Annotated in this window: 17 protein-coding genes; 3 read left to right on the forward strand and 14 right to left on the reverse strand. The window is 42.1% G+C overall.

The annotated features are described in order from the left end of the window. Positions 1-49 precede the first annotated feature (49 nt). On the reverse strand, positions 50-1,021 hold the full coding sequence (locus F907_RS10215) for a class 1 fructose-bisphosphatase (protein ID WP_005274075.1): 972 nt from the start codon (positions 1,019-1,021) through the stop codon (positions 50-52). 176 nt (positions 1,022-1,197) lie between these two features. On the opposite strand from F907_RS10215, the gene F907_RS10210 reads away from it, so the two are divergent. Next, positions 1,198-1,383 carry an NF038105 family protein gene (locus tag F907_RS10210; RefSeq protein WP_005274078.1) on the forward strand — a complete coding sequence of 62 codons (186 nt, stop codon included), beginning with the start codon at positions 1,198-1,200 and terminating at the stop codon, positions 1,381-1,383. Positions 1,384-1,441: 58 nt separating this feature from the next. On the opposite strand, the gene pal is transcribed toward F907_RS10210, so the two are convergent. From pal to F907_RS10155, 11 genes are all read right to left on the reverse strand, one after another. Then, complete coding sequence (gene pal / locus F907_RS10205) at positions 1,442-2,008, reverse strand: peptidoglycan-associated lipoprotein Pal (RefSeq protein WP_005242702.1); 567 nt, start codon at positions 2,006-2,008, stop codon at positions 1,442-1,444. 22 nt (positions 2,009-2,030) lie between these two features. Further along, complete coding sequence (tolB, locus tag F907_RS10200) at positions 2,031-3,314, reverse strand: Tol-Pal system beta propeller repeat protein TolB (protein ID WP_016652012.1); 1,284 nt, start codon at positions 3,312-3,314, stop codon at positions 2,031-2,033. Between the two features lie 99 nt (positions 3,315-3,413). Next, positions 3,414-4,802 carry a cell envelope integrity protein TolA gene (gene tolA, locus F907_RS10195; RefSeq protein ID WP_016652013.1) on the reverse strand — a complete coding sequence of 463 codons (1,389 nt, stop codon included), beginning with the start codon at positions 4,800-4,802 and terminating at the stop codon, positions 3,414-3,416. Positions 4,803-4,805: 3 nt separating this feature from the next. Beyond that, entirely contained in the window at positions 4,806-5,258 is a 453-nt protein-coding gene (gene tolR, locus F907_RS10190; RefSeq protein ID WP_005274084.1) for a protein TolR, read from the reverse strand. After that, entirely contained in the window at positions 5,258-5,956 is a 699-nt protein-coding gene (tolQ, locus tag F907_RS10185; RefSeq protein WP_005242694.1) for a protein TolQ, read from the reverse strand. Before tolQ ends, tolR begins: the two co-directional genes overlap by 1 nt. A 24-nt stretch (positions 5,957-5,980) precedes the next feature. Further along, positions 5,981-6,388: a tol-pal system-associated acyl-CoA thioesterase gene (gene ybgC / locus F907_RS10180; RefSeq protein WP_016652014.1), complete on the reverse strand. Its 408-nt coding sequence runs from the start codon at positions 6,386-6,388 to the stop codon at positions 5,981-5,983. Positions 6,389-6,479: 91 nt separating this feature from the next. Further along, on the reverse strand, positions 6,480-7,142 hold the full coding sequence (locus tag F907_RS10175; RefSeq protein ID WP_016652015.1) for a hypothetical protein: 663 nt from the start codon (positions 7,140-7,142) through the stop codon (positions 6,480-6,482). 13 nt (positions 7,143-7,155) lie between these two features. Continuing rightward, positions 7,156-8,154: a Holliday junction branch migration DNA helicase RuvB gene (gene ruvB, locus F907_RS10170; protein ID WP_016652016.1), complete on the reverse strand. Its 999-nt coding sequence runs from the start codon at positions 8,152-8,154 to the stop codon at positions 7,156-7,158. Between the two features lie 7 nt (positions 8,155-8,161). Continuing rightward, positions 8,162-8,767, reverse strand: coding sequence for a Holliday junction branch migration protein RuvA (ruvA, locus tag F907_RS10165; protein ID WP_016652017.1), 606 nt, complete (start codon positions 8,765-8,767; stop codon positions 8,162-8,164). An 8-nt stretch (positions 8,768-8,775) separates the two neighbouring features. Beyond that, positions 8,776-9,477: a hypothetical protein gene (locus F907_RS10160; RefSeq protein WP_016652018.1), complete on the reverse strand. Its 702-nt coding sequence runs from the start codon at positions 9,475-9,477 to the stop codon at positions 8,776-8,778. Continuing rightward, entirely contained in the window at positions 9,477-10,817 is a 1,341-nt protein-coding gene (locus F907_RS10155) for a deoxyguanosinetriphosphate triphosphohydrolase (protein ID WP_005274097.1), read from the reverse strand. Before F907_RS10155 ends, F907_RS10160 begins: the two co-directional genes overlap by 1 nt. A 441-nt stretch (positions 10,818-11,258) precedes the next feature. Between F907_RS10155 and purL the strand changes: the two genes are divergently transcribed. Beyond that, a complete protein-coding gene (gene purL, locus F907_RS10150) occupies positions 11,259-15,089 on the forward strand; it encodes a phosphoribosylformylglycinamidine synthase (protein WP_016652019.1) in 3,831 nt (1,276 codons plus the stop codon). A gap of 76 nt (positions 15,090-15,165) precedes the next feature. Continuing rightward, positions 15,166-16,371, forward strand: coding sequence for a multidrug effflux MFS transporter (locus F907_RS10145; RefSeq protein WP_016652020.1), 1,206 nt, complete (start codon positions 15,166-15,168; stop codon positions 16,369-16,371). Positions 16,372-16,433: 62 nt separating this feature from the next. Here F907_RS10145 and F907_RS10140 read toward each other — a convergent pair whose 3' ends face one another. Together F907_RS10140 and F907_RS19100 are read right to left on the reverse strand one after the other, a co-directional pair. Continuing rightward, entirely contained in the window at positions 16,434-16,982 is a 549-nt protein-coding gene (locus tag F907_RS10140) for a hypothetical protein (RefSeq protein ID WP_016652021.1), read from the reverse strand. Between the two features lie 224 nt (positions 16,983-17,206). Further along, positions 17,207-17,397 (reverse strand): hypothetical protein (locus F907_RS19100; RefSeq protein WP_212749739.1); only part of this gene is annotated, 191 nt, incomplete at its 5' end.

A 17,397-nucleotide genomic window follows, 5' to 3' on the forward strand; every position in this document is an offset into this window, starting at 1 on the left:
ACATCCAAAAGGGTATTATAAATTTATAATACCCTGATTATAAAAGTAATTAGTGATAGCTTGTTACGCGTTCGACTTCATTTTTAGAACCAATAATTACTGGAACACGTTGGTGTAATTCAGTCGGTTGAATTTCCATGATACGAACACGACCCGTTGTAGAAGCACCGCCTGCTTGTTCAATCAGCATACTCATTGGGTTTGCTTCATACATCAAGCGTAAGCGGCCTGCTTTCTTCGGATCTTTTAAATCGTAAGGATAAAGGAAAATACCACCACGGCATAAGATACGGTGAATATCACCGACCATGCATGCTACCCAGCGCATGTTGAAGTCTTTTTCACGGACAGAGGTTTTACCCGCTAACAGCTCATCAATATAACGTTTTACTGGATTTTCCCAGTGACGTTGATTAGATGAGTTAATTGCAAACTCTTGTGTATCTGCTGTAACTTGCACTTGTTCAGTAGTTAACAGGAAGCTCTTTGTGGTCGGATCAAACGTAAAGAACACAACACCTGTGCCCACAGTAAGTACGAGCATGGTCGATGGACCATAAAGCACATAACCTGCAGCAACTTGTTCAGTACCTGCTTGCATAAAGTCAGCAGATTGAGTCACTGCATTCTTTGCAGGAAGAATCGAGAAAATTGTACCAACACACATGTTAATGTCGATATTGCTTGAACCATCGAGTGGATCGAATAAAACCAGATATTTACCATTTTCCTGAGCAGGGGTGAAGTCATCTAATTCTTCTGAAGCTAAACCACCCACTTGAGGGTGTACTTTTAATGCATCAATCAGGTAGTCATTTGAAATAACGTCTAATTTCTTTTGTGTTTCACCTTGAACGTTTTCATTGCCAGCACTACCTAAAATACCTGCTAAAGCACCTTTTTGCAGGGCTTGATCAATGGTTTGACAGGTTGCAGCAATTGTTTCGATGACTTGTGCCAACTCTGGAGTCAAATTCCCATTTTGTTGTTCTAGATATTGGGTCAAAGTAAGGTTTGACATATTGAATAGCTCCGATTTAGCCGTGTCAAAATTGATAAAAAAGAATGAGGGTATTCTAGATGAGATCGTGCAAAAATAAAAATTATCTTACTTTATTTATGTTGCTTTTATGATTACAAGTACGTCATTACATGCTATGTTGCATAGATACTAAACAGGATGTTTGGAGGTTAAATATGACAACCAAGAATTTTGAGGCAACGCCCACGCCAAGTGAGCCAATTAGCTTAGATACGATTTCCAAAGAAAATGTGAAGGATGCATGGAAACAGTATGAGGCCAAGCCAGAATACAAAGAGTTTAACAAGCATGATTTGATTGAGTCGATGCAGAACAAGTCCGACCCTCAATCTTCGTCTTGATGAATGAAATAAAAATGCTCACATAAAGTGAGCATTTTTATTTAAAGCCTAACCACGATTATTTTAATAGTGGTGGAACTGCTTCATAGTTAATTTCTACGCGGCGGTTTTCTTTCCACGCAGCTTCATCATGGCCTGCGTTGACAGGTGATTCTTTACCGTAGCTGACTGCTTCAAGTTGCTGTGGGTTTACACCGTTGGTAATCAAAAAGCTTTCAACCGCTTTTGCGCGACGTTCGCCAAGTGCCATGTTGTATTCACGTGTACCACGTTCATCCGTATGACCTGTAAGAGCAACACGAGAGTTGGCATTGGCAACTAGGAACTGAGCGTGTGCTTGAAGTGTCTGATAGTCTTCATTTGATAAATCACTGCTGTCATAGTTAAAGTGAACAACGCGTTTTGCCAAGAATGCTTTGTTTGCAGCAGTTACACCTTTTGAAGATGCGCCAGCCAAGTTTTGTGCATTGAGTGCTGCATCTTCACTTAAACCCTCGGTGCTGACCGTTGATGAGCCATTTGGGTTAGTACCTGTGGTAATTTCGGCAGCAGGTTTACGGCTTGCACAACCTGTAAATACAAGTGTTGCAGCAATGAGTGGAAGCGTTAGATATTTAATGTTCATATGATTCTCCAATAAATTAAACTTATTTTGGTGCCCAAGCTGGTTCACGAACTTCACCTTGCTCACTTGGTAAATTCATGCGGAAACGGCCGTCAGTAGACATAACCGATAATAAGCCACGACTACCTTCACGGGTTGCATAAACCACCATTTGTCCATTTGGTGAGAAGCTTGGCGATTCGTCTAAACTGGTTGGTGTAAGAATGTTGGTAATACCTGTATTGATATCTTGAATTGCTACTTTATAGTTGCTGCCGCTTGGGCGGTGCACTAAAGCAATTTTTTTACCATCAGCACTTAGCGTACCGCGTGCATTGAATGCGCCTTTGAAGGTTAAGCGTTTAACTGAACTATCATCAAAGCTGTAGCGATAAATTTGTGGTGAACCGCCGCGGTCTGAGGTAAAGATGAATGATTTACCATCAGGTGCGTAGCGTGCTTCAGTATCAATGGCAGTGTCATTGGTCATGCGTTGTACTTGGCGCGTGCTTAAATCCATTTGATAGATTTCAGGATTACCATTCATCGATGCGGTAAATAGCATTGATTTACCATCTGGTGAGAAGCTTGGTGCACCATTTAATCCACGGAAGCTGGCTAGAACTTCGCGTTGGCCTGTGGCTAAGTCTTGCAGATAAATCGCAGGACGCTTGGTCTCAAAGGACACATATGCAATTTTCTTGGCATCTGGTGTCCAGGCTGGAGAAAGAATAGGGTCTCGTGATGACAGGACAGTTTTAGGCTGTTCGCCATCAGTATCAGCAATTTGCAGAGTATAACGTTGGGCTGGCGTTGCCTGATTACGTAATACATAGGCAATACGACCACTAAAGTCACCCGCAATACCCGTTAACGCTTGATAAATCGTATCACTGATCATATGACCAGCTTGGCGTATACGTGAGCTTGGTACAGTGAGTACCTCATTCAGTAGATATTTTTGTTTTTGTACATCATAAAGCTGGTAATGAATTTCAAAGGTATTGGCATCAACCGCTTTCATTTGCCCAACGACAACGTAAGGTACACCCGTATTTTGCCAATCACCTGCTTGAACCTGATTCAGGCTCGCAGTTGCTGGTAAATTTTGAGATGCACTGGTAAAACGACCTGAACGATTTAAATCGCTTTCCACGATAGGATAGATCGCATTGTCATTTGCAAAGGGGACAATCGCGATTTTAGGGGCTTGTTCAGGGGCTTTTGCAATCTCGAGGTGTAATTGTGCGAAAGTTGCTGTTGGAACAACTGTGCTAATCGCAGTGAAAACTGCTAAAGAGATGAGGTGTTTACGAGTCTTGTCCATAGTTACAATTACTTGCGTTCGTATTTTTGTGGCTGTTGATTATTTAACATAGTTACATGCTTTGTGCTATTAAAAGCATGTAACGTTAACTATTCATTACTATTTTGCAGTAAAACTAGAAGTAAAGCTTCTTGCTTCACGGCGGGCAACAGGATCATCTGGCATTGGATAGGGTGCTGCGGCGCGAACAGCTGCTTCTACACTGGCTTTCACATCAGGATCACTTGCAGAAACAACAACAGAAAGTACTGCACCACTGTCACTTAAGGTTACACGTGCACTGGCGCGTTGTCCTGAAGAACCCGATGGCATATTCCAAGCCCGATAGATTTTTTGTTCAAAGTCGCGTTTAGCCGTTGAAGCCACACGTTTCGCATCAGCCTTTTTCTGAGCTGCTTCTTGTTCCGCTTTTTTGGCTGCAGCAGCTTTGGCATCTGCTTCAGCTTCGGCTTTACGTTTGGCATCAGCGTCCGCTTTTGCTTTCGCATCTGCATCGGCCTTGCGTTTCGCATCTGCATCGGCTTTGCGTTTGGCATCAGCGTCCGTTTTTGCTTTGGCATCTGCATCGGCTTTACGTTTCGCGTCTGCATCAGCTTTACGCTTAGCGTCAGCGTCCGTTTTTGCTTTGGCATCTGCATCGGCTTTGCGTTTGGCATCAGCCTCAGATTTTGCTTTGGCATCTGCATTCGCCTTACGTTTTGCATCGGCTTCCGCGCGAGCTTTGGCATCTGCATCGGCTTTACGTTTTGCGTCAGCGTCAGCTTTGCGTTTAGCATCTGCGTCCGCGCGAGCTTTCGCATCTCGTTCTGCTTTACGTTTTGCATCGGCTTCAGCACGAGCCTTAGCATCTGCATCGGCTTTACGTTTTGCATCTTGCTGGGCTTGAAGTTTTGCGTTCTCGGCAGCTTTTTGCTGTCTTAATTTAGCATCTTGTTCCGCTTTTTGGCGTGCTTTGGCTTCCGCCTCGGCTTTGGCAGATTGTTCAGCTCTATGTTTTTCAGCCTCTGTTCTCGCCTTTGCCTCAGCTTGGCGTTTGGCTTCAGCGTCTGCACGTTGTTTTTGTGCTTGCGCTTCTGAGAGTTTACGTTGTTCTTCAACCTGCTGAGCTCGCGCAGCTTCATCAGCTTTACGTTTTTGTTCGGCAAGCTTGGCTTGCTGAGCCTGTTCAGCTTTTTGCTTTTCAGCAGCAAGCTGTTGCGCAGTTGGTGGTGGAGGTATTACGGGAATATTCTCAGGCAATGTCTTATCAACAATTGGGCTTTCAACCTGTTCAGCTTGGTGATCTGCTGTGACTTGTTGCTCTGGTTGCTGTAGAGATTGAGGTAAATCTTCTGGCTTCACCAAAATAGTGGTGAGTTTCTTAGGCTCTTCAGGTGGTTTACTCAAGCCTAAAAACAGTAAGCCAACAATCGCGATTGCATGGACGCCAAGCGTGAAACTCAGCGCAATCGCATTTTGTTTAAAAGGTGGCTCTTGAAATTTTTTCATAGCTTATTTTAACGGCTCTGTCAGTAAGCCTACTTGGGTAAGGCCTGCTTCTTGTAGGCTCGCCATGAGTGAAACTACTTCACCATATGGGCGAGATTTATCACCATTAACCAGAACAGTTAGTTGTTTGTTGTCTTGCTCAGCTTGAGTTTGAGCTTCACTTAAAACACTTTCCAGTTCTTTGAGCGAAAGAGGGTCACTGCCTTTATGTTCTTGGTATTGCAAAAAGATATTGCCATCTTTACCAATCGTCACCATGGCAGGCATATCTTTGGACTCGATAGGGTGATTATTGGCCTGAGGTAGATCTACTTTAATACCGCTGGTGATCATGGGGGCTGTCACCATGAAAATAACCAATAACACCAACATCACGTCGATATAAGGAACGACGTTCATATCACTTTTGAGTGGCTTTTTAATGCGTTCAAAACGTCCAGATCGTTGAATCGCCATTATGCATCTTCCTGTGTCGTTCCAATCGCTTGACGCTGTAAAAGAGCAACCATTTCTTCTGCAAATAAGGCACGATCTGAATAGGTTGATTCACCTTTAGCGGTAAAGTGGTTAAACGCAAGTACCGCAGGAATTGCTGCAAATAAACCAATTGCAGTTGCAATGAGGGCTTCTGCAATACCAGGTGCAACAGTTGCCAAAGTCACTTGATCAACGGCAGCAAGGCCAATAAAGGCATTCATAATGCCCCAAACCGTACCGAATAAGCCGATATAAGGGGCAACAGAGCCGATGCTGGCAAGTGAACCTAAGCCTTGCTCTAAACCACCTTGATCACGGCTTAGGCCAACACGAAGAATACGCTCGGTTCCTTCGATGGTTTGGTTGGTATCGGCTTTACGTTTCTGTAGCTTGAAAAACTCACCTAAGCCTTGGTAGAAAATATCTTCTAGACCACGGCGCTTAGAATTGAGTTGCGCATTGTTATAAAGCGTATTTAACTCGGCACCTGACCAGAACATTTTTTGAAAATGTTCATCCTCTTGTTCTGCTTTTTTAAAGCCCATATGTAATTTAGCGATCAAATACCAGCTAAAAATTGAAGCAAGAAGTAAGATCAGCATGACCAGTTGTACAACAGGACTTGCTTGTAAAATTAGGTCAGAAATATGCAGGGAAGATTCTAAGTTAGTTGCCATAAGTCGCTGTGCCGAAAGTTTATTTTAGTCCTGTGCTAACTCTTTTTGAATTAGATCACGAATTTCATCAGGAAGTCGACGTGGCATTAAATCTTTATTTAAACATGCCAACACAACCTCACCTGAAGCCAGCAAGATTTCACCACGATAAATATTTTGTTGCAACACAAAAGATGCGGCTTTACACGAAATAACACGTGCTGTAACGGTAATTAAATCATCCATTAATATTGGGCGTACATATTTGACCTGAATCTGATGTACCACGAAGCTGTAATCTTTTTGGTGCCAGTAGTGATCAACACCTGCTGCACGTAACCATTCGGTACGAGCACGTTCCATAAAACGGATATGGTTGGCATGGTAAACGATACCGCCTGCATCTGTATCTTCGATATAAACGCGAATGTTGAACTCAAAATGATTGACCATGATAAAAATCCATTCTTGATACGAGGTGTTGAAGAGTGTCGCAGTTTAGCATATTGATTTTTGGGGCAAATGGCACAACAGATCAAGCAAGCTATTCGTTTGAGTTTTTATCCAAGATTAAAGTCTGTGTTGCATAATCTTCTAAATGTTCAGCGAAATAGCCTGCAACAATCAGGTTTTTTAGAGGATCATCTTTTACTTTATTGTATTGAACGTAATCTTTTACGCTGTCGTATAGCATACATAAACCTAAAAAACCAACTGCAAAAATGATAAATACCAACCATTCTGAGGCTTGGTTAAATAAGTAAAGTGAAATGCCGAGCATACAGCAACTGATCAATAAAATTGCCAAGTTTTTAAAACTCAGTATAGGTTTGCACGGTGGGCGATGTTCCTCGACCATCTGCTTTAGATCGTCTTGAAAGCATAATGAAATAAAGATTGTAGCGTGTGTATGGTCAAAGGCAAGGCTTGTGAGTGACCAGTCCAAATGTGAGGTAATGTTGAATTGTTCAAGCTGCTCACTAGAAAGGGAAACAGCTTGTTGTTTTGAATCGACAAGTTGACAAGAGAGTGACAATGCCGAATGAGCTTTGAGAAGCGCATCTAAAAATTGTCTTTGTTCTTGGCGATATTCTGAGAACATAACATATCGAGGCAACTCTTCGATAGGCGGTAAATCAGAAATAACGTCTTGATACGATACTTTAATTCTTTCTATAAGTTGTTGTTCATCTAGGGTTTGAGTCATGATTTATCTATATTTATGATTCAGGTGGTGTCATACCAAATTGTAAATATGCCATATTGGTTGCAATACGACCGCGTGCAGTCCGCATCACATAACCTTGCTGAATCAAATACGGTTCAATTACATCTTCAAGCGTTCCGCTATCTTCCGCCATGGCTGCGGCTAAAGCTTCAACACCAGTTGGTCGTCCTTCAAAACGTTCCAGTAACATGCTGAGATAACGCCGATCGAGCGTATCTAAACCTGCTTTATCGACATTGAGCATGTCCAAAGCCCGTTGTGCCATTTCCTGAGTCACTTCACCTGTGCCTTTGACTTGGGCATAGTCACGGACACGGCGTAATAATCGATTGGCAATACGGGGTGTACCACGGGCACGACGAGCGATTTCTGTTGAACCTTCGTGAGTAATCGGCACATCCATCAAGTTGGCTGAACGTGTCACGATATGGGTCAGGTCTTCAACTGAATAAAATTCTAAACGTTGTACGATCCCGAAGCGGTCACGTAAAGGAGAGGTCAAAAGACCTGCACGTGTTGTTGCCGCGACTAAAGTGAAAGGGGGGAGATCTAGCTTGATTGAGCGGGCAGCAGGGCCTTCACCAATCATAATATCGAGTTGGTAATCTTCCATGGCTGGATAAAGAATTTCTTCGATCACTGGAGAAAGACGATGAATCTCGTCAATGAACAGAACATCACCTTCTTCTAGGTTGGTGAGCATTGCGGCTAGGTCACCCGCACGTTCCAATACAGGGCCAGAAGTTGATTTTAAATTACCGCCCATTTCTCTTGCGATAATGTTGGCCAAGGTGGTTTTACCTAAACCTGGTGGACCAAAGATCAAGGTATGGTCGAGTGCTTCACCACGGCCGCGCGCTGCACCAATGAAGATTTCCATTTGCTCACGAACCACGGGCTGACCAATATAGTCAGCCAACGAGGTTGGACGAATGGCACGATCAAAATGATCTTCAGGTTTTTCTGTTCCGCTAATAAGACGATCTTGCATATATCTATTACTTCATCATGGATTTAAGCGCAGCACGGATAATGTCAGCCGATTCAGTATAGTCTGCTTTGACTGCTGCTACTGCTTTTTGTGCTTCTGCTGGTTTATAGCCCAACGATTGTAAAGCGGCTTCCGCTTCCGCAACAGGTGAATTTGCCATAAATTGAATTTGAGCAACTGCTGCATTTGCCGTACTACCCGTTGAATGCGCCAACGCTTTGAAACGATCACGTAATTCAATCATTAAGCGTTCAGCAGTTTTCTTGCCCACGCCGGGAACTTTAATCAGCGTATTAATATCATCATGTTCAATGGTGTGAATCAGCAGTTCCACGCTGAGTGTTGATAAGATGCCTAAAGCCATTTTAGGGCCTACGCCATTCACTTTTAATAAGGTACGGAAAATGGTTTTTTCCTGTGCATCACTGAAACCATAAAGTTGCTGTGCATCTTCACGAACCACCAAGTGCGTCCATAAAGTGACTTTCTGTCCTTTTTGTAATTGGCAAAATGTCGAAAGTGGTGTGTCAATTTCATAGCCTACGCCATTTACATTGAGTAATACGGTTGGGGCTTCTAGGGCAAACACTTCGCCAATTAAACATCCGATCATTGAGTCTTTCACTTATTTGTTAATGGTTGAATAGTAGATGCCATTTGTTCTAAACGCAAAATGGCTTTTAGAATTTCTTTACGATTTCGTGTGGATTTTATCCAAGCAGGTAAGCGGGAAAAATAACTGCGATTGTAATTTGGAAATTTACGCTCTCTTAGATCGGCTTGAATAAAATTTTTCAATATTTCTAAATGAGTTGGGTTATAAACACAAATTTGACCCTGTCGAACAGCAATATTTAAAAATAATGGATATGCGCAATAGGGATCGATGCCAACTTTGGAATAACTGACTTTTTTTAACGTATAAACAGAGTCATCAAACCTATTTTCTCGTAGGCAGAAATTACAGTTTAGCGTTATTTCTCTTGGAATAAGGGATCTACGGGCATATTGCCTGAGATATTTGTATTTTCCTTTCTTGCATATTGTACATTTCGTATTGATTTCGACTTCACATCCACCGCTCCATTCAGCCATATTTTGATTTAAATTAAAGTAATAACGCATATAGTCATAACTTTGGACATGAATCTGCTGTAACGTTTTGCGATAGAGGCATTGAGTACAAAAAACCTTTATGGTTTCCGATTCTCGTTCCTTTATTTCGATAATCTTTGCAAGCTTTTGACATGCGGGGCAATGCACCCAAATTTCAGGCTTGAGAAGAGATAAGCTACTTATCCCTTGATCAATAAATCGAGGCATTAAAAGAACCCTATCTTATTGCCTTGCAACTCTTGCGCCAAGCTATAGGCTTGGTGGTCTGAGAACTTACTAATAATATCTAAGACTTGCATAATATTATTATAGTGGTTGTTTTGCAGATTTACCCCTGAATGTTGCAAAATTGACATCAAACGCTGTTCTTTAAAGCTTAAGGTCTTATGTGGCATGGTCAACGGGATAAAGGCATCCAAAATCGTTTGCAGGCTTTGGTGCGCAATAATCTCCAAACCGGATTTTTGGGGATGTTCAAAAATACGATCTCTTGCGAGGTTTTTTGCGGTCTGAATGCCTGCCTCAATATCTGGTGAGCAATACTGTAACAGGTTGCCTTTGAGCTGGCCGGTTAAAATCTCGTAATGATGTTTTGCAAAAGCGGTGGTCACTTCATCGACAAGACGTTTCATGACACGGCCACGCAGAGCGGCAATTTTTTGCTGCCATGTGGTATGCGGTAATTGTAATTCTTCAGGATAACCATAATCCGCAATTAAATTTAGGAAAATAGGTTCAACTTCGGCATAGTTCAACATATTCAGAATGATGCCATCTTCTAAATCGATCAGTGCATAGCAAATATCATCGGCAGCTTCCAATAAATAAGTCAATGGATGACGGCAATAGTGATAGTCACCGAGTTGAATCAGGCCAAGCTGTTCTGCAAGTTGTTTTAAAATTTCTTTTTCGGATTGATAGCAACCAAATTTTGCCCGTTGATGTGAGGGCGTGTCGCCTTGTTCTTCAATTGTCTTTGAGAGCCATGGATATTTTAAATAAGCACCCAGTGTTGCACAGGTTAAACGCATGCCACCATCATCAGGGTGGTAATCAATACGACTTAAAAGGCGAAGTCCTTGAGCATTGCCTTCGAATTGGCGAACATCGGCTGCTTCTTCTGGAGTGAGCCGAGCCAGAAAGTCTCGATGCGAAGCATCATCAAACCATTCACGAATGGCATATTCACCGGCATGACCAAATGGGGGATTGCCAATGTCATGGGCTAGGCAGGCTGCTTGGATAATTGCCCCGACATCGGCAGGAGAAATCCACATCGGTAATTGATCTTTGATCTTTTCTGCAGCGAGCATGCCCAGTGAGCGTCCGATACAAGAGACTTCTAGCGAATGGGTGAGACGAGTGTGAATACCGTCATGTTGAGTCAGTGGGTGAACCTGTGTTTTTCTATTCAGCTGACGAAAACTTTGGGAAAATATAATTCTGTCATAATCTTTATGGAAAGGGCTTCGAGCCAATTCAGTACTACTTTTTTTACTACCTAAGCGAATTGCAGAAAGCAATTCTAACCAACGCATTTGTTCCATTTATCATTATTCACTATGAATTCAGTTTCATCATGCCAAAAAAAAGATTAAAGCACTAGAGTAGGGCGACATAAGTTGTCTTGTATCCGTATATAGATGTTTATCGTTTTGTATTTGATCATAATCTGGTCGTGAACCTGTCTGTTTTTTTAAAGAAACAGTGTGTGTTCTATTGTTCTGGATCAATTTTCCCCAACGGGCAGTTATAGTTAAAATGGATATCTAGACAGACCTGATGATTTAAATGATCTAGTAAATGAATTGTTACGAATAAAGTAAAATTAAGAAAGCTACAATAAATTAAGTGATTTGAAGCAGAAAACTCTGATTTTTAAGATGGATATGGCTAGCTGAAATGCGCCTTTCACAGTAGAATATGCGCTCTCTCATAAGTCACATGGCGGTGGGATCGTTAGACCTGCCCGTGGAGCCAAAGTCAACATGTTTATCGTGGCCGGTGCATCAGCACATTCTTCTTTTAAGAAAGCTCAACTCTTAAACCGTTTAACGTCAATGAGTTCTGTTCAATCTTTTGACAGCCAGTGGGTTTATTTGTTTGATCAAGCGCTCAGCGAGCAGCAACATCAATCGGCATTACAACTTTTAAACGATGGTCAATCTTTCGAACTTCGCCAAGCTGCAAGTGATGAAATCCAGATTTTAGTGACACCACGTATCGGTACCATCTCGCCGTGGTCATCTAAAGCAACTGATATTTTCCAAAACTGTAATACCCCAATTCACCGTTTAGAGCGTGGTCTACTATTTACACTGAAAGGTGTGAAAGAGATTTCGAATGAAGTGAAATTGGCTTTACATGACCGTATGACGGAGAGTGTTTTTGCTCATATTGATGATGCAAAAGCTTTATTCTCAGAAACCGCACCGAAGCCATTGAACTCAATTGATATCTTGGGTCAAGGAAAAGAAGCGTTAGTTAAAGCCAACAATGAGTTTGGCTTTGCTTTATCTGAGCAAGAAATTGATTACCTTACCGAAGCTTTTACCAAGCTGGGCCGTAATCCAAATGACATCGAATTGATGATGTTTGCACAAGCAAACTCAGAACATTGCCGTCATAAAATCTTTGGTTCTGAATGGACAATTGATGGTGAAAAACAACCATTATCTTTGTTCCAGATAATTAAAAATACTTATAAAGAATCTCCAACGGATGTGTTGTCGGCATATAAAGATAACGCGTCTGTGATCGTGGGTTATGACACCATGCGTTTTTATCCGAAAGCGGATGAAAATGGTCACTTCGTTTATAAATATAAGAGCCAAGCTGCTCATATTTTAATGAAGGTTGAAACACACAACCATCCAACTGCAATTGCTCCATTTGCCGGTGCTGCGACAGGTTCGGGCGGTGAAATCCGTGACGAAGGTGCAACGGGTCGTGGTGGTAAACCAAAAGCAGGCTTAACCGGCTTTACGGTTTCAAACCTCAATATTCCTGGTTTTGAACAACCTTGGGAAGATAACTACGGTAAACCTTCACGTATGGCTTCGCCATTACAAATCATGATTGAAGGTCCATTGGGTGGTGCAGCGTTTAACAACGAATTCGGTCGCCCAGCATTAAATGGTTATTTCCGTACTTTCGAACAGAATGTCAATGGCGAAGTGAAAGGCTTCCATAAGCCAATCATGATCGCTGGTGGTTACGGTAACATTCGTCCTGACCATGTTGAAAAAGATGCGATTCAACCGGGTGACTTGCTCATTGTATTGGGTGGCCCTGCAATGTTGATCGGTCTTGGCGGTGGCGCAGCGTCTTCTGTAGACAGCGGTACCATGGGTGAGAGCTTGGACTTTGCTTCTGTTCAACGTGAAAACCCAGAAATGGAACGCCGTTGCCAAGAAGTCATCGATACCTGCTGGCGCTTAGAAGATTTTAACCCAATCGTGTCTGTACATGATGTGGGTGCGGGTGGTGTATCTAATGCTATGCCAGAACTTGTGAATGATCATGAGTTGGGTGCAGTGCTTAATCTGCGTAAAATTCCATCATTAGAGCCAGGTATGAGCCCGATGGAAATCTGGTCAAACGAAGCACAAGAACGTTATGTACTTGCGATTCGCCCAGAGTCTTTAGAACAGTTTGAAGAAATTTGTGCACGTGAGCGTTGTCCGTTTGCGGTATTGGGTGAAGCAACTGAAGCGCGTCACTTAACCGTTGAAGACCCGTTGTTTGAGAACAAGCCTGTCGATATCCCAATGCAGGTGATCTTGGGCGGCACACCGCGTATGCAACGGTCATATGAAACCATTGAGCGTCAGGGTAATGACTTTGATGCTGCAAAAGTTGATTTAAAAGATGCAATTTTCCGCGTATTGAAGAATCCTACAGTCGCATCTAAATCATTCTTGATTACCATTGGTGACCGTTCGATTACCGGTATGGTTGCACGTGATCAGATGGTGGGTCGTTGGCAAGTACCTGTTGCAGATGCAGCAGTGACGACGACCAGCTTGCAAGGTTTCACAGGCGAAGCAATGGCCATGGGTGAACGTCCACCTGTTGCATTGTTGAATCCTGCTGCATCGGCTCGTTTAGCGGTTGCTGAAGCGATTACTAACATTGCTTGTGCCAACATTGAACAAATCAGCGATATCAAACTTTCTGCAAACTGGATGGCTGCGGCTGGTCAAAAAGGTGAAGACCAAGCCTTGTTTGAAGGCGTAAAAGCGATTGGTATGGAAATGTGCCCTGCATTAGGCATTGCAATTCCAGTTGGTAAAGATTCACTTTCAATGCGTACCACGTGGAATGATGGCGAAGACAAAGCGGTGACTTCACCGATGTCAGGTGTCATTACTGCATTTGCGCCAGTGTTAGATGTTCGTAAAACATTAACGCCTGAATTGAAAAACTTAGCCGATTCAGTATTGGTTCGTATTGATTTATCTAAAGGGCAGTTCCGTTTAGGCGGTTCGATCCTTGCGCAGGTGTATAAAGCGATTGGTTCAGTGACTCCAGATGTTGATAGTTTTGATGATTTCAAAGCATTCTTTGCCTTGATTCAAGACTGGAACAATCGTGGCGTGATCAAGGCTTACCATGACATCGGCGATGGCGGTCTATTGGCAACTGTCGCGGAAATGATGTTCGCATCTCGTTTAGGTGTGGCATTAGAAAATCAAACCACTGAAAGCTTATTTGCTGAAGAAATTGGTGCGGTACTGCAAATTACAGCGGCTGATTGGGCACAGTTAGAAGTTGAAGTTGCAGCGTCAAGTCTGAAAGATGCAATTGCAGTTGTGGGCTGTGTCAATACAACCGATCAATTGGCTATCAATGGTTTAACTTTAGAACGTGCTGAATTACAACAAGCATGGGCTGAGGTATCGCATCAGATTCAACGTTTACGTGATAACGTTGAAACTGCGGATCAAGAATTTGCTTTAATTGCAGATCAAAACCACAAAGGTTTAATTGCACAAGCAACCTATGACTTGAATGAACCCGTTGAAGCGCCGTTTATTAATACCCGTCGTCCTAATATGGCAATCTTGCGTGAGCAGGGTGTCAACGGTCATGTTGAAATGGCGGCTGCATTTGATAAAGTTGGCTTTAATACCATCGACGTACATATGAGTGACTTGCTTGCAGGTCGCGTGAGCTTGAGCGACTTTGAAGGTTTAGTGGCATGTGGTGGTTTCTCATACGGTGACGTGATGGGTGCTGGTGGTGGCTGGGCGAAATCAGTATTGTTCAATGCAAAATTGCGTGACCAGTTTGAGCAATTCTTCCATCGTGAGAGCACTTTCAGCTTAGGCGTATGTAATGGCTGTCAAATGATGTCGCAACTTGCACCACTGATTCCAGGTGCTGAGCATTGGGGCCGTTTCCACCGCAATACATCAGAAGTATTCGAAGCGCGTGCAGTCAACGTTCGCGTAGAAAAATCAGTTTCTGTATTGCTTGAAGATATGCAAGGTTCGATTTTACCAATCGCTGTTGCACATGGTGAAGGTCGTCTGGTTGCAACTGAACAGCAAATTGCTGCTTTAAATGCTGAAAACCAAGTGATCTTACGTTATGTGGATAGCTTGGGTCATCCAACGCAACATTATCCATTGAACCCGAATGGTTCACCTGAAGCGATTACAGGTTTAACTTCTAAAGATGGTCGTGCAACCGTGATGATGCCGCATCCTGAGCGTAACTTCCGTGCTTTACAGCACTCTTGGAAGCCTGAAGATTGGGCAGAAGATGGTGCTTGGTTACGTATGTTCCGCAACGCACGTAAATTTATTGGTTAATATGAATCAATGCAATAAGCCACCGTAAGGTGGCTTATTTAATTCCATATAAAATAATCACCAATGGGCAAGAAAAATGAAATCAAAAATCCATTTCCGCGAGTTTGCATTACTGATGGCATTGCTGATGTCCATTGTCTCTTTTTCGATTGATGCAGTTTTACCTGCACTGGGTGAAATTGGAAAAGTTTTTAGTCTACAAAATAATAATCAGGCGCAATGGGTCATTATTAGTATTTTTTCAGGAATGACCATTGGGCAACTCATTGCAGGGCCATTGTCCGATGCGATTGGACGGAAACGGATTTTATTTACAGGCATTGTGATCTACTTTATAGGCAGTTTATTGTGCTATTCCACTCAAAGTTTTGAATGGTTTTTAGTTGGTCGTTTTATTCAAGGTGTTGGGGTTTCTGGGCCGTATGTGGCTTCGATTTCGATTGTTCGGGATAAATATAGTGGTGCCCAAATGGCACGGATCATGTCGCTGATTATGATGGTATTTATGGTCGCACCTGCAGTTGCACCGAGCTTGGGACAGCTGATCATCCATTTCTTTGGCTGGCGTGATATTTTTGTGTTGTATATGGTCTATGCCACGGTGGTGGGGGCGTGGGTGGCTTTGCGTTTGGAAGAGACTTTAGTACCCGAAAATCGTCTGCCAATGCGGGTACAAGCATTTAAGGATGGCTTTAAAGAGGTGGTGAGCAATAAAACCACCATGAGTTATTTACTATGCGCAGGTTTTTGTTTTGGTGGCTTTATTGGTTATCTCGGCACTTCACAGCAAATTTTTATGCAGCAATTTGGAAAAACAGGACAGGAGTTTAGTGCTTATTTTGCTTTATTGGCAGGTGTGATGGGAATTGCATCCTTTACCAATTCACGAATTGTGATGAAGTTCGGTATGCGTCCTATCTGTATTTATGGCTTTCTTGGCCTTAGTCTGATTTCCCTACTGTTTTTGATCATTCAGTTGTCTGGCGTATCCATCTCATTTTGGATGTTTATGCTTTATGCCTGCATTTTGTTCTTATTGTTTGGTACCTTATTTGGCAATTTAAATGCCATTGCAATGGAACCCATGGGGCATGTAGCAGGTATGGCTTCTGCAATTATTGGTGCATCATCTTCGGTGTTATCGCTTATTCTGGCTTCGATTATTGGTCAGTTATATAATGGAACCTTAATTCCAATGACTTGTGGTTTTGTGATTTTATGTGGTCTGGCATTTGCGCTGACCTTATATGAAAAACGGCAGTTAACTAAATTAGAAAGCTAAATATTTAGTTCTTTTTTTGACTAAAATCTATTTAAAAGCCATCATCAGATGGCTTTTTATATTTAGCTTTTGATGCAACTCATTAATGCATCACGTGCTCTGAATCCACCACTAATAGATGATGTATAGATTGTTTTCCCTTGCAGTAGAATTTCCATTGCACCAACATCATCCATATTGGGAGCCGTTTGTATCATCGTAACTGGAATGAGTAACATACCTTTGTTTGGGTGAGGAATTAATATCGCTTCGGCTAGTGTTTCAGATCGGTCCGTTCGCATGACAACATTGAGTTGTTGATTACTTTTGCTTATTGGTATGTGAGGACCTGTAAACACCAATGCACCCGTATTTTTTTCTGAAGGACCAAACAGGGTGAGTTGATTCAAACCAGAATTATAGGAGACAGCACATCCTCCTTTTCTACCTCTATGTTTTGAGAGGAACCATGTTCCATGTTCACCTTGATAAATTTGTTTCATGTTTCTAGAGGTTGTAGGTGCGTAGTGTGAATTGGGGGCAGTTTGAATGAGCTCATTTGCATAGAGAAATGTTGACTCTGTTAAAGCACTAAAAGTGAAAATTAAGGTCATCAGAGGTTTATGAGTCATATAAATACTCTTTACTTTGGATTCTAGTTTTAAAAATTCTATTTACTCGTTTTAAAATCAGTTTGAGCAAATCATGCAATATTGGACTAAGTGTTATATCCTGAGTGATCTGTTATATATTTTTTTAACATTGGTTAAAAGATCATAAGATGGTTAATAATTAAAATTGTCCTATGATGTTTATAATTAAAGAATAAGGTGTTGGATAATAGAACCTCTCATTTTCAAAGTGGGTATATTTTTAATATAATAATATATAAAGATCTGATGGTACTTTTTTTATAAAGATTTAACTTGTTGGAACAATTTCTCTGTTTGACTGCAAAATACTGGATAAAACGACCACCCATTCCTGTTCGTACCATACCAGTCATTCCTATTCGTGCTATACCACAGCAATCAAAATAATAGGGAG

This window comes from Acinetobacter colistiniresistens, from assembly GCF_000413935.1.
GTDB lineage: Bacteria > Pseudomonadota > Gammaproteobacteria > Pseudomonadales > Moraxellaceae > Acinetobacter > Acinetobacter colistiniresistens.